Source organism: Allobosea rubneri, from assembly GCF_032464875.1.
In the GTDB taxonomy this organism is placed as follows: domain Bacteria; phylum Pseudomonadota; class Alphaproteobacteria; order Rhizobiales; family Beijerinckiaceae; genus Allobosea; species Allobosea rubneri.
On the sequence record NZ_JAWDID010000057.1, the window covers coordinates 13,201 to 33,523 of the forward strand.

Sequence of the window (20,323 nt, forward strand, 5' to 3'; positions counted from 1 at the left end):
TTCGGCCAGTTCGAGGACTTGCTCGGGCAGGGGTTGACCCTTTCCCAGCAAGGAGACTGCTCATGCATACGAGTTCCGCCATGCAGGCCTGCATCGACGACTGCCTGCGCTGTTACCGGATTTGCCTCGACATGGCGTCCTCGCATTGCCTCGAGCTCGGCGGCGAGCATGCGAAGCCGGCTCATATCCAGCTGATGCTCGCCTGCTCGGAGGTCTGCCGCAGCGCCGCGCATCTGATGCTGCTCGGCACTCCGCATCACCGCCATCTCTGCGCCGAATGCGCCGAGATCTGCGAGGATTGCGCCCGCGACTGCGAGCGGGTCGGCCAGATGGAGGACTGCGTCAGGGCCTGCCGGGACTGCGCCGAAAGCTGCCGGAAGATGGCCGGCTGAGCTGGCGGAGGATCTGCGCGTCGCGGCGGGATACGCCGCGACGCGCGATCGATGGGAGTTCGCCTCAGGCCGCCTGCTTGCGCGGCTGGATCAGCTTGCGGTTGACCAGAACCTCGGCGATCTGGACCGCGTTCAGGGCCGCACCCTTGCGCAGATTGTCGGAGACGCACCAGAAGGCGAGGCCGTTCTCGACCGTGTTGTCCTCGCGAATGCGCGAGATATAGGTCGCGTCCTCGCCGGCCGCCTCATGCGGGGTGATGTAGCCACCGGGCTCGTGCTTGTCGATGACGAGGATGCCCGGAGCGGTGCGCAGGATCTCGCGTGCTTCCTCGGCGGTGACCGGCTTCTCGCACTCGATGTTGACGCTCTCGGAATGGGCGATGAAGACCGGCACGCGCACGCAGGTCGCGGTCAGCTTGATCTTCGGATCGAGGATCTTCTTGGTCTCCGCCATCATCTTCCACTCTTCCTTGGTGAAGCCGTCCTCCATGAAGACGTCGATCTGCGGGATGAGGTTGAAGGCGATGCGCTTGGGGAACTTCTTGGAGGCGACCTCGCCGGCCGAGAAGACGGAGCGGGTCTGGTTGAAGAGCTCGTCCATCGCCTCCTTGCCGGCGCCGGAAACCGACTGATAGGTCGAGACGACGACGCGCTTGATGCCGAAGCGCTCATGCAGCGGCTTCAGCGCCACGACGAGCTGCGCGGTCGAGCAGTTCGGATTGGCGATGATGTTCATCTTGGCGAAGCCGGCGGCGGCGGCCGCGTTCACCTCGGGCACGATCAGCGGCACGTCGGGATGCATGCGCCAGGTCGAGGAGTTGTCGATGACGACGGCGCCCTGCGCGCCGATCTTGGGCGACCATTCCTTCGAGACGGCCCCGCCCGCGGACATCAGGCAGATGTCGGTGTCGGAGAAATCGTAGTGATCGAGGGCCTTCACCTTCAGCGTCTTGTCGCCGAAGGAAACCTCGGTGCCGACCGAGCGCTGCGAGGCGAGCGCCACCACCTCGCTGACGGGGAAGGCACGCTCGGCCAGGATGTCGAGCATCTCATGGCCCACATTGCCCGTGGCGCCGACTACCGCGACCTTGAAGCTCATGCTGGAATTCCTTCTGGCGAAAACCGGTTCAGCCTCCCCGGGAAGCCTTCACCGCCGATCTCGATCGCGGTTCCGGCGTTGACCCCGGCCGGGGGGGAGAACCCGGAATCGAGGCGAAGCGTCAGCGCAGCGTCCGGGTTTTCCCGGTCGCCGTTTTGGTCGTGAATTTCGTCGTCGGACGGAAGGTCACAGAGCCAACCCAAAGCTGAGCATCATCGCGAAGCCGGAAGGATAGCAGCTTCCAGCAGGTCCTCCCAAACACCGCCGCCGGGAAAAAGTCAAATCGTCGGCCGGCGAAGGGCCGCCGGGGCGGCGTTAACCCTGCCTCCTTACCCGGCGTTGACCCTGTTTCGCGATCGCGCCCCGCCGGTAACGAGCCGCTGACGCAGCTCGTCGAAGCTTCCCGCGGGTGAGGAGCGGAAGCGGGTGGCCATGCCGCCGCCTGGGACCGCAATTGGTCGGGTTCGTGCCGTGTCAGGGGACTTCATAACCGCCATTCGTGAATGGCTGCGGGCCGCCATGTCGCGCCTGGGAAGGCCGGCGCCGGCCGGCGAGGCGAGGACGGTGCCGTCAAGGCGCATCGATCCCGTTACCATGCTCATCGATCTCGCCGACAGGTTGGAAGCGGGCTTCTCGGCCTTCGTGCGCGCCTTGGGGCGCCTGCTGCGCTCGGGAAGCTTCGGGCTGACGCGCGGCCTGGTCTGGCGCGGTGCCGCGGCGGCCACCGGCATCGGACTGACGGCGACCCTGGTCGCAGGGCTCTCCTCCGGCCCGAGCGAGGTCGATCTACCGACTCTGGCGACGATCATACCGGTCGAGGCACCGGCCGCGCCTGCGATCCGCGACGTGCGCATCCAGGCGGTTCCGGCCGCCTTCGGCGAGGATGGCTGGATCAGCATCGCGCGGCCTGTCGCGCTCTTCGGGCTGGAGACGCCCGAGCTCGGCAAGCGCGCCGGCTACGAGGCGCGGCGCAGCCAGGACGGGACGCGGCGCGAGGACATGCTGAGCTTCGGCGAGTTCGGCGAGGACAAGCCGTTCCTTGCGCTCAAGCTGCAGGCCAACCGCGAGGGCGGGGCGCAGGCCGTGCCGGCCGGGCTGTCGCAGCCCTTCGTGATCGCCCTGGTGCGCGACAGCGCGGCACGCGGGCTCTCGGTCGGGCGCAGCGGCGCGACGATCCCGGTCGAGACCAAGTTCGGCATGGTCGAGACCGCCGATATCAGCTTGAACGATGGCAGTGCCGGACGCGCCTGCATCGGCTTCCGCCATCTCGACGGATCGGCGCATCTCTCCTTCTCGGGCTGGTGGTGCGGCGGCGAGGGCAAGCCGGCCGATCGGGCTCAGCTCGCCTGCATGCTCGATCGGATCGAGCTGCTCAGCGCCGGTGATGATCCTGAGCTGCGGGCGCTCTTCGCGAAGGCCGAGCCGCACCGCAGACCGGGCTGTTCGGTGCCGCGTCAGGCGGCGGCTGGGCGCAAGGGCGCCGGGCTCGATGCCGACGGCAAGGCCCCGGCCCTGAAGACGACGTCCGGCAAGCAGGGAAATGCGCGGTAACGGCGTCGTGACCCCGGTCCACCTCTAGCAAGGCGCAACAAAAACATTAACTCTGGCGTTGTACCGTTGCGTCACCGATTGGACATCAGCCCCGGCGGGGCAGCCGCCTCAGGAGACCTCCCATGCGTTCGTTCTCGCGTCTAGCCGCCGGCCTCGCCATCTCGCTCGCCGCCACGACCTTCGCCGTCTCGCTGGCCGAGGCGCAGGAGCGGCGGCCGCTGCGCATCACCGTGCAGAAGCGCAGCTATTTCGATGCCGGCAACGTCGTCGCGGTCGGCAGCATGAACCGCTACGCGACCCAGAACATCATCGCCAGCCCGGTCTATTCGGCTGCTGGCGAGCTCTATGGCGAGGCCACTTTGCCGCCCCGCATCGGCGGCGGCCGCAATCCCTTCGCCAACAGCTTCTCGACTCCCGGCTTCTGACGCCGGTTGCAGGCATCCGAATGAGAAAGGCCCGCCGGAAGGCGGGCCTTTTTGCTTCCGTCGCTGGTCAGCGCACCAGGATGTTGCGGAACTGCCAGGGGTCGGACGCGTCGATGTCCTCCGGGAACAGGCCCGGGCGGCCGTCGAGCGGGGTCCAGTCGGTGTAGTAGCCGGCGACCGGGCCGAGATAGGGCCGCTGGATCTCGAGGCAGCGATTGACGTCCATCTCCTCGACCTCGACGATTCCCGCCTTCGGGTTCTCGAGCGCCCAGACCATGCCGGCGAGCACGGCCGAGGTCACCTGCAGACCGGTCGCAGTCTGGTAGGGGGCCAAGGTACGCGCCTCCTCGGTCGAGAGCTGCGAGCCGAACCAGTAGGCGCCCTTGGCGTGGCCGTAGAGCAGCACGCCGAGCTCGTCGATGCCGTCGACGACCTCGTTCTCCTCGAGGATGTGGTGCTCGGTCTGCGGACGGCCGGCATTGCCGAACATCTCGTGCAGCGAGAGCACGGCGTCGTTGGCCGGGTGATAGGCGTAGTGGCAGGTCGGCCGGTAGATCGCCTTGCCGCTGTCGTCGCGCACGGTGAAGTAGTCCGAGATCGAGATCGACTCGTTATGCGTGACGAGGAAGCCGTATTGCGGGCCGGGCGTCGGGCACCAGCTCCTGACCTTGGTCTCGGCGCCGGCCTGCATCAGATAGATCGCAGCCTGCGATCCCGTCTCATGGGTGAAGGCGTTGTCCGGCATCCAGCGTTCATGGGTGCCCCAACCCAGTTCGGAGGGCTGCACGGCTTCCGAGATGAAGCCTTCCACCGACCAGGTGTTGACGAAGACGCCCGGCGGCTTCGGGTTGCGGGAGCGCTGCGTGTCGCGCTCGGCGATGTGGATGCCCTTGACGCCGGCATGCTGCATCAGCGCGGCCCACTCCTCGCGGGTCTTCGGCTCCGGCACGTTCAGGCGCAGATCGGCGGCGAGGTTGAGCAGAGCCTTCTTGGCGAGCCATGAGGCCATGCCGGGATTGGCGCCGCAGCAGGACACGGCGGTCGTCGAGCCAGGCGCGCGGGCACGCTTGGCGGCGAGCGTCATTTCGCGCAGCGCGTAGTTCGAGCGCTCGGCCGGGCCCTTGCTCTGGTCGAAATAGAAGCCGAGCCAGGGCTCGTTGACCGTGTCGATATAGAGGGCTCCGAGGCTGGAGCAGAATTCCATCAGGTCGCGCGAACCCGTGTCGCAGGACAGGTTGACGCAAAAGCCCTGGCCGCCGCCCGCGGTCAGCAGGGGCTCGAGCATGGACTTGTAGTTGTCGATCGTCACGGCTTCGTGGATGAAGCGGATGCCGCGTTCGTCCAGAAGCGCCCGGTTGTCGTCGTCGGGCGCGATGACCACGAACCGGCTCTTGTCGAATTTAAGGTGCCGCTCGATCAGCGGCAGTGTCCCGCGGCCGATCGAACCGAAACCGATCATCACGATCGGGCCGGTGATCTCGCCGTGTACGGGCCAATCCATCATTCTTTTCAACTCCTGGGTTAGATTTTCAACTGAAGCGTGGCTCGTATGGGGTTGGGACCCCCACGTCAATGCTGAGAGGCAAAAACCTCGCCTTTGCAGGCGGTTGGCCGCGATTTCCGGACGCTTGCGCCGGGACGCTCGCCCATCGAGATGACGGCCGGATGAAGCTGGCCCGGAAACGTCCGGGAGCGCCGGCGCAAACGAAAACGGGCAGGCCTATGGCCTGCCCGTCGACGAGGAGTGCTGTTCCCCGGTTTCAGGCGGCGCGACGTCGGAGACCGTCCATTCCCCCGGTCGCGACGAGCGCACCGGTGGGCTTGAGCACGCCGCTGACGCCGACGAGGGCGCCGTCGCGCAGCTCGAGGCCGAGGAAGCGCTCGCGCTCGACCGGGCCGGGCATGGCAAGCTCGGCCATCGGCGCGGCCGAAAAGCCGAAGCGCTGGTAATAAGGTGCGTCGCCGACGAGCAGGATCGCGCCATGGCCGCGATCGGCAGCGCGGGCGATCGCCTCACGCATCATCGTGCCGCCGAGGCCTTCGCCATGCAGTTCGGGCGCGACCGCGAGCGGGCCGAGCAGCAGCGCTGGCCGGCCATTGGCCTCGACATGCCAGAGGCGGACCGTAGCGATGACGGCGCCATCGCGCTCGGCGGTGAGGGCGAGGCCCTCGGCCGGCAGACGGCCTTCGCGCAGGCGCTCGCTCGACTTGGCGGTGCGGCGCTCGCCGAAGCAGCGATCGAGCAAGAGCTCGCGGGCCGGGACATCCGCGGCGATTTCCTCGCGAATCGTGATCATGGCGCACCTCCGGCCGGAGCACCCGCGCCTCCGCGGACCTTCCCGGCGCCGCGCGAACGCGGCCTCTATGTCAGGGAATGGGGAAATTGGGTCCGGCGGGAGCCACGCCCGCGCCCTCCATTCTGGAGGCACGAACGCTCCGCCCGGTTTCCCGGGCGGCCTGCCGATCCTGGCAGGGCGCTTCGCCGGACCCGATTCACAAGGGGCGGTCAGTGCCCCCGTCGAACGTCAGATGACGTACTGCTTCAGCGGCGGGAAGCCGTTGAAGGCGACGGCCGAATAGGTCGTCGTATAGGCACCCGTGCCTTCGATCAGCACCTTGTCGCCGATCTCGAGCGAGAAGGGCAGCATGTAAGGCGTCTTCTCGTAGAGCACGTCGACCGAATCGCAGGTCGGGCCGGCCAGCACGCAAGGCACCGTGGCGTCGCCGTCACGCTCCGTGCGGATCGGGTAGCGGATCGCCTCGTCCATCGTCTCGGCCAGTCCGTTGAACTTGCCGATGTCGAGATAGACCCAGCGAACCTGGTCGTCCTCGCTCTTCTTCGAGATCAGGACGACCTCGGCCTCGATCAAGCCGGCCTCACCGACCATGCCGCGGCCCGGCTCGATGATGGTCTCCGGCAGGCGGTTGCCGAAATGCTTCGACAGCGCCTGGAAGATCGCATCGCCATAGGCCGGAACGCCCGGGATCGGTCGCAGATAGCGCGCCGGGAAGCCGCCGCCGAGATTGACCATCGACAGCGACATGCCGCGGGTAGCGCACTCCTTGAACACCGCCGAGGCCGAGGCCAGGGCCGAATCCCAAGCGTGCACGTTCGCCTGCTGCGAGCCGACATGGAACGAGATGCCATAGGCGCGCAGACCGTTGCGGTGGCCATGCTCGAGCACGTCCGCGGCCATTTCGGGCACGCAGCCGAACTTGCGCGAGAGCGGCCAGTCGGCGCCGGCACCGTCGCAGAGGATACGGCAGAAGATGCTCGCATCCTGCGTGCCGGTCAGCTTGGCCGCGCGGACGATCTTGTCGGTCTCGGCGATGCAGTCGACGGCGAACAGGCGCACGCCGAGCTCCATCGCGCGGGCGACGTCGCGCTCCTTCTTGATGGTGTTGCCGAAGGAGATGCGGTCCGCCGTGGCGCCGGCCGAGAGCGCGAGCTCGATCTCGACGACCGAGGCGCAATCGAAGCAGGAGCCGAGCTTGGCCAGCAGGCGCAGCACTTCCGGCGCCGGGTTCGCCTTGACCGCGTAGAAGACGCGGGTGTCCGGCAGCGCCCGGGAGAAGGCGACATAGTTTTCGCGCACGACCTCGAGGTCGATCACGACGCAGGGACCATCCTCACGGCGGTCACGCAGAAATGCACGGATGCGCTCGGTCATCGGCGCGACTCCTCTTCGGCGCAAGCGGCGCCGATACGACGTGTAGCCGGTTGAAACGTTCGCGATCCGAGGCGCGATGGAGACGCCAAGGACAGCGGACGAAACGTCCGGACCCGAAAACACCGTCGATTGGGAGATTTATCCCCGCACGGCCGGCAATGAAGGACAAGCCTCTTCGGTGTTGACCTTTGGAGGGTCAACGAGACCAAAAAAGCCCGCTCCGTCGTTGCTTTAAGCTGCGTCCCCCGTGGAGATTCGGGGTTCGCCGGTTTCGCCTCCGGCTGCCAGTCGCTGTTCGGGAGCGGTCCTCTTGCGAAGACCGGGAGCGTGATTTGAGGGGATATCCATCCCCCTCCATCCGTTTCCCATCCCTGGCGGCTGTCCGGCCTCTTGTCCGGATGCCCACCGACCGGCACGCGGCCACAGGCACGTGCGAATTGGGTAAGGCCCATATACGGATGGGTGGCCCCGGCTTCAAGTTTTTTCTTACGCCCGGACGCGGTTTTTTTGGCGAACGCGGCGCAAGATTCCAAAGAGTGGCCGCCAGAGCGCGATGACCGCCGCGGCAGCGGCCGGATCCGGCCCTAGACCGGCCCCATTTCATCCCCTAAGTCATTGTCGGAAAGCGCCTTAAGGGCGCCTATGACTGGGACGAGCTTCTATCATGACCGTGACTGACCGCCGCCGGGTTCTGGCCGGGCTGAGCGCCGCCCTGTGCGCCGCGGCCGCGCCGCAGGCGCTGCTGGCCCAGCAGCCCGAGGCCTCGCCGCCGCAACCGCGATTCGGCTTCGAGGAGGTGGTGCGCCGCGCCCGTGAAATCTCGCTGGCGCCCTATGAGGCGGGGCCGAGCCTGCCGGAGGCGCTGACGCGGCTCGATTTCGACGCCTGGCGCGAAATCCGCTTTCGGCCCGAGCGTTCCATGCTGGCTCAGACGAACACCGGCTTCCGCCTGCAGATGTTCCATCCCGGCTTCCTCTTCACACGGCCGGTGACGGTGAACGTCATCCGCGACGGGGTGCCGACGCCGGTGCCCTACGCCGCCAATCTCTTCGACTATGGCCGCACCAAGTTCGAGAAGCCGCTGCCGGTCAATCTCGGCTTCGCCGGCTTCCGCCTGCATTATCCGCTGAACGATCCGCGCGTCTTCGACGAGCTGATCTCCTTCATCGGCGCGAGCTATTTCCGCGTGCTCGGCCGCGGCCAGCGCTACGGGCTCTCGGCGCGCGGGCTCTCGATCGGCGCCGGCGTGCGCGATGGGGAGGAGTTCCCGGTCTTCCGGGAGTTCTGGATCGATTCGCCGGCGGCCAATGCCGAGCGCATCACGGTCTACGCCCTGCTCGATTCGCCCTCGGCGACCGGCGCCTATCGCTTCAACATCTATCCCGGCCAGGACAGCGTGCTCGACGTCTCGGCAACGCTGTTCGCCCGGAAGAAGATCGAGCGGCTTGGCCTGGCGCCGCTGACCTCGATGTTCTTCACCGGCGAGAACGACCGGCGCTTCCACGATGATTTCCGCTCCGAGCTGCATGATTCCGACGGGTTGATGATCCATTCCGGCAGCGGCGAGTGGATCTGGCGCCCGTTGCGCAATCCGCGCGAGCAAGCCTCGTCCTACTTCGTCGAGCGCAATGTCCGCGGCTTTGGCCTGATCCAGCGCGACCGCGTCTTCGAGCATTATCAGGATCTCGACCTCGCTTACGAACTGCGGCCCTCCTACTGGATCGAGCCGGAGGGCGACTGGGGCGAGGGCCATGTCGAGCTGATCGAACTGCCGACCACCGACGAGACCAACGACAATGTGGTCGCGCTCTGGGCGCCGAAGAACCCGCTGGAGCCCGGCCGCGAATTCAGCTTCCGCTACAAGCTCTCGGCGATGCTCGATGCCGACGAGCTGCACCCCGGCGGGCGGGCGATCAACACCTATCAGGCACGGCCCAAGGCGCTGGGTTCGGGCGAGCCGGTTCCGGATGGGGCGCGGCGCTTCATCATCGACTTTTCCGGCGGCGATCTCGCCTACCACCTCAACCAGCCTGAGAAGGTCGAGATCGTGCCCTCGATCTCGAACGGGCGGATCGTGCGTGCCTTCATCGTGCCGAACCGCAAGACCGAAGGCTTCCGCGCCTTCTTCGACATCGCCGTCGAGCCCGGCCAGATGGCCGATCTGCGCGCCTTCCTGCGCTCCGGCGACAAGGCGCTGACCGAGACCTGGACCTATCCTTGGCGCGCGCCGGAGCCGGCCTGAGCCGGCTGCCCGGCTTCAGAACTTCGGGGCGGTGATGCTGCGCGCTGTCTTGCGCCGCTTTTCCGGCGCCGCGGCAACGATCTCGATCTCGACCTTGAACTCCGGCAGCGTGAAGCCGGACACGATCATCAAGGTCGAGGCCGGCGGCGGCGTCCCGACATGGGCGTCGCGCGATTCCATATAGCCCTTCATATGGGCGCGGTCGGTGACATAGGCGTTGACCCGGACGATGTCGGCGAGGGTCATGCCGGCTTCGCCGAGGATCGCAGCGATGTTGGCGAAGCAGAGATCGGCCTGTTCACGGGGGCTCTCGGGGATCGTGCCATCGGCGGCGATGCCGAGCTGGCCGGAGCAGAACACCAGCCGCTGCCCGGCCGGGAGCTCGACGCCGTGGCTGTAGCGGGCGAAGGGGGGGCGAATCGTGGCGGGGCTGAGCGGCTTCATCGGCTGGTCCAGACTGTCGATACGGCCGGTTCTGCCATGGCGCGGGGGCCTGCGAAACCGTGAGATTGCTTGACCTGCGCGGATTTTGCCGCCTTGAACGCGGTCATGCCTTGTTCAGGCAGGAAATCTAGGGTGCAAGGAAGGTTGCGTCGGCGGTATCGCCGGGTGGCCGAGCAATCGAGATGGCGAAGATGAATCCGAAGATGCTTCCCCTGCCGCGCCTGCTGCGGCTCGCCGGCCTCCTGCCGATGCTCGGACTGGCGGCCTGTGCCGGTTCGCAGCGCTTCTCCGGTCCGGGGCCCGGCCCGGGCATGGGGCGCGGGCCGGTCTACAGCGAGCCGGTCCAGTCCGCCCCGCCGATCTCCTCGGCGCCGGTCATGTCCGAGCCGCTGCCGCCGCCGGGCGGCTATCCCGTCGCCTCGGCGCCTCCGGGAGGCGGAGCCGGTCTGCCGCCGTCGAACGATCCCTTCTTCGATCCCCAGGCCGCGCCGCAGGGGCAGCAGCCGGTCGAGCGCGTGACCGAGGCGCCGCAGCTGCGCGGCCAGGTCGCCAACGCCAACCCCAGTCCGACGCCGGCCCCGGCACGCAGCGCCGGCTCCTCGCGTGATGCCGTCGTCGGCAGCTGGACGGCGCAGGAGGCGACGGGGGGCTCCTGCCGGGTGCAGCTCTCGAGCGCCCCCTCGCTCGACCTCTATCGCGCGAGCGCCAATGGCTGCTCCAATCGCGAATTGCAGCAGGTCAATGCCTGGGATTACCGGGACGGCGAGGTCTATCTCTACCAGCGTGGCGGTTCGGTGGTGGCGCGGCTGCGCGTTGCCGGCAGCGGCGCGATGAACGGTGCTGTCACCAAGTCGGGGGCGGCGCTCTCGCTCAATCGCTGAGAGCTCCGCCCGACATCAGTGACGCCCGCCGGTCGCGCCGAAAAGCGCCGGCTGCCAGAGCTTGCGCTGCAGGGCCAGCGACATCGCCGCAAAGCCCTGGGCGTGGTTGAGCGCCTCGTCGAGCAGGGTGAAGGGCGTCGGAGCGCCGGTAGAGATCCGGCACTCGACGTCGTTGTAGCCTGTGACAAGTTCCGCCTCGAACTTGCGGGCGAGATTGCGCATCGCAATGTTCTCGGGAAGACAGGTCATGTAGAGCGTCCGGATACCGCGGTTGCGGGCGGCGGTGATCAGGTGTCCGAACAGCGCCTCGCCGATGCCGCGCCGGCGCCGGCCCTTCTCGACGCTGAAGGCGGCCTCGCCGGTCTGCACGACGAAATCCTCCAGGCCGCGCAATTCAGCGGCGCCGCGGACTTCTCCCTCTTCGACATAGGCATAGACCAGCCCGCCGATGCCGAAGGTGCTCTCGGCATAGTCGACGAGGAATTCGTCATTGACCGCCGTGCCGAAGCGCTCGCGCCGGGTCGCGGCGTCGAGGCGCAGAAGATGGGCGGTGAAGAGGTCGCGCTCGGTAGGCCAGAGACGCCTGACCTCGCCGTGCCTGGCTTTCGCGCCAGGTTTCATCGAACGATTCAATTGCAGCTCCTGATAAAGCGCTGTGACACGCTGCCAACCAGGAGGCGTATTCTTCCCTAACTCGGCGCTGAAGATGCGCTCGCGAATGCGGAATACAAGAGACCGGATTGCGGCAAATTACCGCTAAATGCGGGAATAATGGGCAAATCTGCTGAGCAGGTGCCGCAATGCAGTGGAATTATCCTCCGCGTTTCGAAGGGGCGGGAGGTGGTGCCGGCCTGGCCGGAATCGGCTGAAGCTTGCGGGCCGGGCTGGCCTGCCGTAACCCTCAGGCGCTCCTCCTTTGCCTCCAGGCCATGTCCGCTACGCTCCCCGAACGCTATGCCGCCCTCGTCGAATCCGGTGCGATCGAACGCGACCCGGCCCAGGTCGCGGTCGTCAATCGCCTGCAGGCGCTGACCGAAACCCTCGCCAGCCGCCGGCTGGCGAAGAAGAGCAGCGCGCTCGGCTGGCTGTTCGGCCGCAAGCAGCCGCCGCCGGAAAGCGTCAAGGGTCTCTACATCTGGGGCTCGGTCGGCCGCGGCAAGACCATGCTGATGGACATGTTCTACGAGGCGGCCCCTCTGGCCTCGCGCCGGCGCGTGCATTTCCACGCCTTCATGGCCGACGTCCATGAGCGCATCCATGCCTATCGGCAGGAACTGAAGGCCGGCAGGGTCAAGGAGCCCGATCCAATCGGCCCGGTCGCGGAGGCGCTGGCGGCCGAGGCGACGCTGCTCTGCTTCGACGAGTTCACGGTCACCGACATCGCGGATGCGATGATCCTCGGCCGTCTGTTCACGGCGCTGTTCGCGGCCGGTGTCGTGGTGGTCGCGACCTCCAATGTCGAGCCGTCCCGGCTCTATGAGAACGGCCTCAACCGTGCGCTCTTCCTGCCCTTCATCAGCTTGCTCGCCGGCAAGGTCGAGGTGATCCGGCTCGATGCGCGCACCGATTTCCGGTTGGAGAAGCTCGGGGGCGCGCCGACCTATCACGTGCCGGCCGATGCGGCGGCGGGGGCGGCGCTCGACAAGGCCTTCTTCAAACTCTCGGGCGTCGCCAGGGGGGCGCCGGTGACGATCGACATCAAGGGGCACGAACTCAAGCTGCCGCAGGCCGCGGCGGGCGTGGCGCGGGCGAGCTTTAGCGATCTCTGCGCTCAGGCCTATGGCGCCTCGGACTATCTCGCGCTGGCGCAGGATTTCCATACGCTGGTGCTCGACGACATCCCGGTGATGGACATGGACCGGCGCAACGAGGCCAAGCGCTTCATCATTCTGATCGACGCGCTCTATGAGAGCCATGTGAAGCTGGTCGCCTCGGCGGCGGCCGAGCCGACGGGGCTCTATGTGGCGCGCTCGGGCCGCGAGGCCTTCGAGTTCGACCGGACCGTCTCGCGCCTGATCGAGATGCGCTCGGAGGAGTATCTCGCCTTGCCGCATGGCCGCGCCGATTCCGCCGCGAGCGGCGAGACGACCGGGCTGGTGGAGACCTGAGCCGTGGTCGCGCGCGAGCCGAGCGAGACCCGCATCCTCTCGGTCGCCAGCGAGCATCTCAGGCTGCACGGCCTGCGCCGCTTCACCGTGGTGGCGGTGGCGGAAGAGGCCGGCATGACCCATGCCAATGTCTATCGCTATTTCCCCTCGCGGGTGGCGCTGGTCGATGCCGTGGTCGATGTCTGGCTCAAGGCGACCGAACGCAGGCTCGCCGACATCGCGGATGGACCCGATCCTGCGGAGGACAAGCTCGAGCGCCTGATCCTGGCCCTGGCCAAGGCCAATCGCGACCTTTTGCACGAGGACCCGCATCTCTTCGCAGCGCTGTCGCAGGCGGTCGCCAAGCGCCATGCGATCAGCCGGCGCAACCGCGCGCGAGTCCGCGCCCTGTTCGAGCGCGTCATCGACGACGGTATCGCCACCGGCGCCTTCGAGCCGCGCGACCGCGACCGGGCGATTGCCTTCGTGATCGACGCGACCCATCGCTTCATCCATCCGGCGGCGCTCGAGCTCGAGGCGGACGTCCCCCAGGAGTCCGTCGATGCCCGGCTTTCGACGCTGATCAGGGTCGCGCTTCGGACATTGGCGACCGGCGTGATCTAAAATCCAAAAGAAAATGACATAATTTGTAAAATGTCATTGTTCGGTTTTCCGGCAGGCCTGGCGGGGGGCTCGCCGGCCAAGTTTGTAATAGTTTGATTTCCTTTGCTATTCGCCGAAAAATGGCCGATTTTGGTGCCTGAATTCACGGATTTGCCATAATCTGCGCAGGGTTGAGCCCCACGCCGGGTTGGGCCAAAGAACCCACGGTTTTCCGGTTCACGTATCCAAGGACAAGGACTAGGCAATGGCCCGCAAGAAGATCGCCCTCATCGGCGCCGGACAGATCGGCGGCACCCTGGCTCACCTCGCCGGCCTGAAGGAACTCGGTGACGTCGTCCTGTTCGACATCGCCGAGGGAACGCCGCAGGGCAAGGGCCTCGACATCGCCGAGTCCGCCCCGGTCGACGGCTTCGACGCTGGCTACAAGGGCACGAACTCCTACGAGGACATCAAGGGCGCCGACGTCATCATCGTCACCGCCGGCGTGCCGCGGAAGCCCGGCATGAGCCGCGACGACCTGATCGGGATCAACCTCAAGGTGATGAAGTCGGTCGGCGAGGGCATCAAGCAGTATGCTCCCAAGGCCTTCGTGATCTGCATCACCAACCCGCTCGACGCGATGGTCTGGGCCCTGCAGAAGTTCTCGGGCCTGAAGCCGAACATGATCTGCGGCATGGCCGGCGTGCTCGACTCCGCCCGCTTCCGCCACTTCCTCGCCGATGAGTTCAAGGTCTCGGTCAAGGACGTCTCGGCCTTCGTGCTCGGCGGCCATGGCGACGACATGGTGCCGCTGGTCCGCTATTCCGGCGTCGCCGGCATCCCGCTGCCGGACCTCGTCAAGATGAAGTGGACCACCCAGGAGCGTCTCGACGCCATCGTCGAGCGCACCCGCAAGGGCGGTGGCGAGATCGTCAACCTGCTCAAGACCGGCTCGGCCTTCTACGCCCCTGCCGCCTCGGCGATCGCCATGGCCGAGAGCTATCTCAAGGACCAGAAGCGCGTGCTGCCGGCAGCCGCCGCGCTGAAGGGCCAGTACGGCGTCAAGGACATGTTCGTCGGCGTGCCGGTGGTGATCGGCGCCAAGGGCGTCGAGCGCGTCGTCAAGATCCGCCTCAACGGCGCCGAGAAGGAGATGCTCGGCAAGTCGGTCGCTTCGGTGCAGAGCCTGATCGACGCCTGCAAGGCCATCGATCCGTCACTGGCGTGAGATAGAGCGGGCGGCGAGGCCGAACTTGGCGGATGACGATCTCGCGTCGTCACCCGCCTCTCGGCATTGCCCGCCTGCCATCGTCGCCATCCGACCCTTTCAAACAGGACATCAGGCATGAACATCCACGAATATCAGGGCAAGGCGGTCCTCAAGGAGTTCGGCGCGCCCGTCTCCGCCGGCTTCCCGGCGCTCACGGTGGCGGAAGCCGTCGAGGCAGCCAAGAAGCTGCCCGGCCCGCTCTATGTCGTGAAGAGCCAGATCCATGCCGGCGGCCGCGGCAAGGGCAAGTTCAAGGAACTGCCAGCCGACGCCAAGGGCGGCGTCCGCCTCGCCAAGTCGGTCGAAGAGGTCGAGGCTCATGCCAAGGAAATGCTCGGCAACACGCTGGTGACGGCGCAGACCGGCGAAGCCGGCAAGCAGGTCAACCGCCTCTACATCGAGGACGGCTCGGACATCGCCAAGGAGTTCTATCTCTCGGCGCTGGTCGACCGCGAGACCTCGCGCGTCGCGTTCGTGGTCTCGACCGAGGGCGGTATGGACATCGAGGCGGTCGCCCATGACACGCCCGAGAAGATCCTGACCTTCTCCGTCGATCCCGCGACCGGCATCATGCCGCATCACGGCCGCACCGTCGCGAAGGCGCTCGGCCTGTCCGGCGACCTCGCCAAGCAGGCGGGTTCCGTGCTCAACCAGATCTACGCCGCCTTCGTCGCCAAGGACATGGCGATGCTCGAGATCAACCCGCTGATCGTGACGACGCAGGGCCAGATCAAGTGCCTCGACGCCAAGGTCTCCTTCGATTCCAACTCGCTCTACCGCCATCCCGAGCTGATGGAACTGCGCGACGAGACGGAAGAGGACGCCAAGGAGATCGAAGCGTCGAAGTATGACCTCGCCTATATCGCGCTGGACGGCACGATCGGCTGCATGGTCAACGGTGCCGGCCTCGCCATGGCGACGCTCGACATCATCCAGCTCTATGGGGAATCGCCCGCGAACTTCCTCGACGTCGGTGGCGGCGCCTCCGAAGAGAAGGTCACGGCAGCCTTCAAGATCATCACCGCCGACCCGAAGGTGAAGGGCATCCTGGTCAACATCTTCGGCGGCATCATGAAGTGCGACGTCATCGCGCGCGGCGTCATCGCGGCGGTCAAGTCGGTCGGGCTCGAGGTGCCGCTGGTGGTGCGCCTCGAAGGCACCAATGTCGAGGAAGGCAAGCAGATCATCCGCGAGTCCGGGCTCAATGTGATCCCGGCCGATGATCTCGACGATGCGGCGCAGAAGATCGTCGCCGCGATCAAGAAGGCTTGAGGAAAACCGATGTCAATCCTGATCGACAAGAACACCAAGGTCATCTGCCAGGGTTTCACCGGCAAGAACGGCACCTTCCATTCCGAACAGGCGATCGCCTACGGCACCAAGATGGTCGGCGGCACCTCGCCCGGCAAGGGCGGTAGCTTGCATCTCGGTCTGCCGGTCTTCGACACCGTCGCCGAGGCGCGCGAGAAGACCGGGGCCGACGCTTCGGTCGTCTATGTCCCGCCTCCGGGCGCGGCGGATGCGATCTGCGAGGCGATCGACGCCGAGATCCCGCTGATCATCTGCATCACCGAGGGCATCCCGGTGCTCGACATGGTTCGCGTCAAGCGCTCGCTCTCTGGCTCGAAGTCGCGCCTGATCGGGCCGAACTGCCCGGGCGTCGTCACCGCCGGCGAGTCGAAGATCGGCATCATGCCGGCGAACATCTTCAAGCCGGGCTCGGTCGGCATCGTCTCCCGCTCCGGCACGCTGACCTATGAGGCAGTGTTCCAGACCACGAATGAAGGCCTCGGCCAGTCGACCGCGGTCGGCATCGGCGGCGACCCGGTCAAGGGCACCGAGTTCATCGACATGCTCGAGATGTTCCTCGCTGACGAGAAGACCAAGTCGATCGTGATGATCGGCGAGATCGGCGGTTCGGCCGAAGAGGATGCGGCGCAGTTCATCAAGGACGAGGCCCGCCGCGGCCGCAAGAAGCCGATGGTCGGCTTCATCGCCGGCCGCACGGCGCCTCCCGGCCGCCGCATGGGCCATGCCGGCGCGATCATCTCCGGCGGCAAGGGCGGCGCGGAAGACAAGATCGCCGCCATGGAAGCCGCCGGCATCCGGGTCTCGCCCTCGCCGGCGCGCCTTGGAAAGACCTTGGTGGACGTGTTGAAGGGCTGAGTGTCGCGACAGCCGGCCGGGCAGGGGCCCGGCCGGCACGTTGCGGCGCTGGAATGACAAGTGATGGGTCGGCGAGGGGCCGACCCGGATGTGCTAGGCAGGAAGAAGGCAGGACGACATGGCTCGCCAGGACATCAACGAGGCTCTCGCGCAGACGGGTTTCCTCTACGGCGGCAACGCGGCCTATATCGAGGATCTCTACGCCCGCTATCAGGCCGACCCGAAGTCGGTCGATGAGCAGTGGCGGGGCTTCTTCGCCGGGCTGAACGACGAGCGCCAGGCGATCATCGACAACGCCAAGGGCGCCTCCTGGAAGAAGCCGAACTGGCCGATCCCGGCCGGCGGCGAGATCGTCTCGGCGCTCGACGGCAACTGGGCCGTTGTCGAGAAGGTGATCGGCGACAAGCTCGGCGCCAAGGCCAAGGCGGCCGGCACGACGCTGTCGGCTTCCGACGTCCAGCAGGCGACGCGCGATTCCGTGCGCGCCATCATGTTGATCCGGGCCTACCGCATGCGCGGCCACCTGCATGCCCAGCTCGACCCGCTCGGGATCGAGGGCATCAAGGACATCGAGGAGCTCTCGCCGGCCGCCTTCGGCTTCACCGAGGCCGACCTCGACCGCAAGATCTTCATCGACAACGTGCTCGGCCTGGAATTCGCCACCATCCGCGAGATGACGGCGATCCTGCAGCGGACCTATTGCGGCACGGTCGGCGTCGAGTTCATGCACATCTCCGACCCCGAGCAGAAGGCCTGGCTGCAGGAGCGCATCGAGGGGCCGGACAAGGAGATCGCCTTCACCCGCGAGGGCAAGCGCGCGATCCTGAACAAGCTCGTCGAAGCCGAGGGCTTCGAGAAGTTCCTCGATCTGAAGTTCACCGGCACCAAGCGCTTCGGCCTCGATGGCGGCGAGTCGCTGGTTCCGGCGCTGGAGCAGATCATCAAGCGCGGCGGCGCGCTCGGCGTGCGCGACATCGTCTTCGGCATGGCCCATCGCGGCCGCCTCAACGTGCTGACGCAGGTGCTGGGCAAGCCGCACCGCGCGCTGTTCCACGAGTTCAAGGGCGGGTCCTTCGCGCCCGACGACGTCGAGGGCTCGGGCGACGTGAAGTACCATCTCGGTGCTTCCTCGGACCGCGAGTTCGACGGCAACAACGTCCATATCTCGCTGACCGCCAACCCCTCGCATCTCGAGATCGTCGACCCCGTCGTGCTCGGCAAGGTGCGTGCCAAGCAGGACCAGTTCGGCGACATCGTCGAGCGCTCGAAGGTGCTGCCGCTACTGATCCATGGCGATGCCGCCTTCGCCGGCCAGGGCGTCGTGGCCGAGTGCCTCGGCCTGTCCGGGCTGAAGGGCCACCGCACCGGCGGCTCGCTGCATTTCATCATCAACAACCAGATCGGCTTCACCACCTATCCGCGTTATTCGCGCTCCTCGCCCTATCCGTCCGATGTGGCGAAGATGGTCGAGGCCCCGGTCTTCCATGTGAACGGCGACGATCCGGAAGCGGTCGTCTTCGCCGCCAAGGTCGCGATCGAGTTCCGGCAGAAGTTCCACAAGCCGGTCGTGATCGACATGTTCTGCTATCGTCGCTTCGGCCATAACGAAGGCGACGAGCCGGGCTTCACCCAGCCGCTGATGTACCGCAAGATTCGCGGCCACAAGTCGACGCTGGAGCTCTACAGCGGCAAGCTCGAAGCCGAGGGCGTGATTCAGCCGGGCGAGCTCGACCAGATGCGCGCGGCCTGGAAGGACAAGCTCGAGGTCGAGTTCGACGCCGGCCAGTCCTTCAAGCCGAACAAGGCCGACTGGCTCGACGGCCGCTGGGCCGGCATGAAGGCGATGCGCGCCGACGAGGACGATCCGCGCCGCGGCGCGACCGGCGTGCCGGCAGCCGTGCTCAAGGAGATCACGCAGAAGATCACCGAGGTCCCGGAAGGCTTCAACGTCCACAAGACGATCCAGCGCTTCCTCGACAACCGCCGCAAGGCGGTCGAGAGCGGGCAGGGGATCGACTGGGCGACGGCGGAAGCGCTGGCCTTCGGCTCGCTGCTGCTCGACGGCAACCCGGTGCGCCTCTCCGGCCAGGATTGCGAGCGCGGCACCTTCTCGCAGCGCCATTCGGTGCTGATCGACCAGGAGACCGAGGCTCGTCACACCTCGCTGAACCATATCCGCGAAGGCCAGTCGCGTTACGAGGTCATCAACTCGATGCTCTCGGAAGAGGCGGTGCTCGGCTTCGAGTACGGCTACACCCTGTCGGAGCCGAACGCGCTGACGATGTGGGAGGCGCAGTTCGGCGATTTCGCCAATGGCGCGCAGGTGGTGTTCGACCAGTTCATCTCGTCGGGCGAGCGCAAGTGGCTGCGCATGTCGGGCCTGGTCTGCCTGTTGCCGCACGGCTATGAGGGCCAGGGTCCGGAGCACTCCTCGGCCCGTCTCGAGCGCTTCCTGCAGATGTGCGCCGAGGACAACATGCAGGTCGCGAACTGCTCGACGCCGGCGAGCTATTTCCACATCCTGCGCCGGCAGCTGAAGCGCGACTTCCGCAAGCCGCTGATCCTGATGACGCCGAAGTCGCTGCTGCGTCACAAGCGCTGCGTCTCGACGCTCGACGAACTGGCGGAGGGCTCGACCTTCCACCGCGTGCTGCACGACGATGCCGAGCGCGGCAACTCGACGACCAAGCTGGTCAAGGACTCGAAGATCCGCCGGGTCGTGCTCTGCTCCGGCAAGGTCTATTTTGACCTGCTCGAGGAACGCGAGAAGCGTGGCATCGACGACGTCTACCTGATGCGCGTCGAGCAGCTCTATCCGTTCCCGCTGAAGACGCTGGCGCAGGAGCTGTCGCGCTTCAAGGGCGCCGACGTGGTCTGGTGCCAGGAGGAGCCGAAGAACATGGGCTCCTGGACCTTCGTCGAGCCCTATCTGGAATGGGTGCTGGGCCATGCCGGCTCGAAGTCGAAGCGGCCGCGCTATGTCGGCCGGCCGGCCTCGGCCGCGACGGCGACCGGCCTGATGTCGAAGCATCTCGCCCAGCTCAACGCATTCCTGGATGAGGCCTTCGCGGCCTGATCCGCTTCGCTATCGCCGGAGCCCGGTGTTCCCCGAAGACCGCCCCGTCTTTCGGCACCGGGTTCGAGACCAAGACACGAGAAGAGGCCTGACATGGCGACTGAAATCCGCGTACCCACCCTCGGCGAATCCGTTTCCGAGGCGACGATCGGCAAGTGGTTCAAGAAGCCCGGCGAGGCGGTGAAGGCAGACGAGCCCCTGGTCGAGCTCGAGACCGACAAGGTGACCCTCGAGGTCAACGCCCCGGCCGCCGGCGTGCTTGGCGAGATCGTCGCCAAGGAAGGCGAGACGGTCGGCGTCAACGCCCTGCTCGGCTCGATCACCGCCGGTGGCGCTGCCGTGGCCGCGGCGCCGAAGCCGGCCGCCGAGGCTCCGAAGCCGGCTGCCGCCGCGCCCGCACCGGCCGCCTCCGGCGC

General features: G+C 66.7%; 18 protein-coding genes. 12 read left to right on the plus strand and 6 right to left on the minus strand.

From position 1 onward, the window contains the following. Nucleotides 1–62 precede the first annotated feature (62 nt). A complete protein-coding gene (locus tag RKE40_RS24475) occupies nt 63–392 on the plus strand; it encodes a four-helix bundle copper-binding protein (RefSeq protein ID WP_316020809.1) in 330 nt (109 codons plus the stop codon). Nucleotides 393–456: 64 nt separating this feature from the next. Here RKE40_RS24475 and RKE40_RS24480 read toward each other — a convergent pair whose 3' ends face one another. After that, a complete protein-coding gene (locus tag RKE40_RS24480; RefSeq protein WP_316020810.1) occupies nt 457–1,491 on the minus strand; it encodes an aspartate-semialdehyde dehydrogenase in 1,035 nt (344 codons plus the stop codon). A gap of 594 nt (nt 1,492–2,085) precedes the next feature. Between RKE40_RS24480 and RKE40_RS24485 the strand changes: the two genes are divergently transcribed. Together RKE40_RS24485 and RKE40_RS24490 are read left to right on the plus strand one after the other, a co-directional pair. Continuing rightward, nucleotides 2,086–3,042 (plus strand): hypothetical protein, encoded by a 957-nt coding sequence (locus RKE40_RS24485; protein ID WP_316020811.1) that lies wholly within the window; start codon nt 2,086–2,088, stop codon nt 3,040–3,042. Between the two features lie 122 nt (nt 3,043–3,164). Beyond that, nucleotides 3,165–3,467 (plus strand): hypothetical protein, encoded by a 303-nt coding sequence (locus RKE40_RS24490; RefSeq protein ID WP_316020812.1) that lies wholly within the window; start codon nt 3,165–3,167, stop codon nt 3,465–3,467. A gap of 67 nt (nt 3,468–3,534) precedes the next feature. Here RKE40_RS24490 and RKE40_RS24495 read toward each other — a convergent pair whose 3' ends face one another. From RKE40_RS24495 to RKE40_RS24505, 3 genes are all read right to left on the minus strand, one after another. Then, nucleotides 3,535–4,971: a homospermidine synthase gene (locus tag RKE40_RS24495; RefSeq protein WP_316020813.1), complete on the minus strand. Its 1,437-nt coding sequence runs from the start codon at nt 4,969–4,971 to the stop codon at nt 3,535–3,537. 256 nt (nt 4,972–5,227) lie between these two features. Continuing rightward, nucleotides 5,228–5,764: a GNAT family N-acetyltransferase gene (locus RKE40_RS24500; protein WP_316020814.1), complete on the minus strand. Its 537-nt coding sequence runs from the start codon at nt 5,762–5,764 to the stop codon at nt 5,228–5,230. 228 nt (nt 5,765–5,992) lie between these two features. Continuing rightward, nucleotides 5,993–7,138 carry a type III PLP-dependent enzyme gene (locus tag RKE40_RS24505; protein WP_066477314.1) on the minus strand — a complete coding sequence of 382 codons (1,146 nt, stop codon included), beginning with the start codon at nt 7,136–7,138 and terminating at the stop codon, nt 5,993–5,995. Between the two features lie 664 nt (nt 7,139–7,802). Here RKE40_RS24505 and RKE40_RS24510 point away from each other — a divergent pair. After that, a complete protein-coding gene (locus tag RKE40_RS24510) occupies nt 7,803–9,380 on the plus strand; it encodes an OpgD/OpgG family glucan biosynthesis protein (RefSeq protein ID WP_316020815.1) in 1,578 nt (525 codons plus the stop codon). Between the two features lie 15 nt (nt 9,381–9,395). Here the strand turns inward: RKE40_RS24510 and RKE40_RS24515 are convergent, their stop codons facing one another. Then, entirely contained in the window at nt 9,396–9,824 is a 429-nt protein-coding gene (locus tag RKE40_RS24515; protein WP_316020816.1) for a RidA family protein, read from the minus strand. Between the two features lie 182 nt (nt 9,825–10,006). Here RKE40_RS24515 and RKE40_RS24520 point away from each other — a divergent pair, with 182 nt between their 5' ends. Next, nucleotides 10,007–10,705, plus strand: coding sequence for an AprI/Inh family metalloprotease inhibitor (locus RKE40_RS24520; protein WP_316020817.1), 699 nt, complete (start codon nt 10,007–10,009; stop codon nt 10,703–10,705). A 15-nt stretch (nt 10,706–10,720) separates the two neighbouring features. On the opposite strand, the gene RKE40_RS24525 is transcribed toward RKE40_RS24520, so the two are convergent. Then, a complete protein-coding gene (locus RKE40_RS24525; RefSeq protein WP_316020818.1) occupies nt 10,721–11,326 on the minus strand; it encodes a GNAT family N-acetyltransferase in 606 nt (201 codons plus the stop codon). A 308-nt stretch (nt 11,327–11,634) separates the two neighbouring features. On the opposite strand from RKE40_RS24525, the gene zapE reads away from it, so the two are divergent. The 7 genes from zapE to RKE40_RS24560 all read left to right on the plus strand — a co-directional run. After that, nucleotides 11,635–12,813 carry a cell division protein ZapE gene (zapE, locus tag RKE40_RS24530; RefSeq protein ID WP_066477322.1) on the plus strand — a complete coding sequence of 393 codons (1,179 nt, stop codon included), beginning with the start codon at nt 11,635–11,637 and terminating at the stop codon, nt 12,811–12,813. 3 nt (nt 12,814–12,816) lie between these two features. Continuing rightward, nucleotides 12,817–13,416: a TetR/AcrR family transcriptional regulator gene (locus RKE40_RS24535; protein ID WP_066477324.1), complete on the plus strand. Its 600-nt coding sequence runs from the start codon at nt 12,817–12,819 to the stop codon at nt 13,414–13,416. Between the two features lie 244 nt (nt 13,417–13,660). Further along, the gene (gene mdh, locus RKE40_RS24540) at nt 13,661–14,623 is read left to right on the plus strand and encodes a malate dehydrogenase (protein WP_066477327.1); all 963 of its coding nucleotides are present in this window, start codon (nt 13,661–13,663) and stop codon (nt 14,621–14,623) included. 117 nt (nt 14,624–14,740) lie between these two features. Further along, complete coding sequence (gene sucC, locus RKE40_RS24545; protein WP_316020819.1) at nt 14,741–15,937, plus strand: ADP-forming succinate--CoA ligase subunit beta; 1,197 nt, start codon at nt 14,741–14,743, stop codon at nt 15,935–15,937. A gap of 9 nt (nt 15,938–15,946) precedes the next feature. Continuing rightward, a complete protein-coding gene (sucD, locus tag RKE40_RS24550; protein WP_066477331.1) occupies nt 15,947–16,831 on the plus strand; it encodes a succinate--CoA ligase subunit alpha in 885 nt (294 codons plus the stop codon). Between the two features lie 118 nt (nt 16,832–16,949). Then, entirely contained in the window at nt 16,950–19,907 is a 2,958-nt protein-coding gene (locus tag RKE40_RS24555) for a 2-oxoglutarate dehydrogenase E1 component (protein WP_316020820.1), read from the plus strand. A gap of 93 nt (nt 19,908–20,000) precedes the next feature. Next, nucleotides 20,001–20,323, plus strand: a 323-nt coding sequence (locus tag RKE40_RS24560; RefSeq protein ID WP_316020821.1) for a biotin/lipoyl-containing protein, incomplete at its 3' end; no start/stop codon positions are given.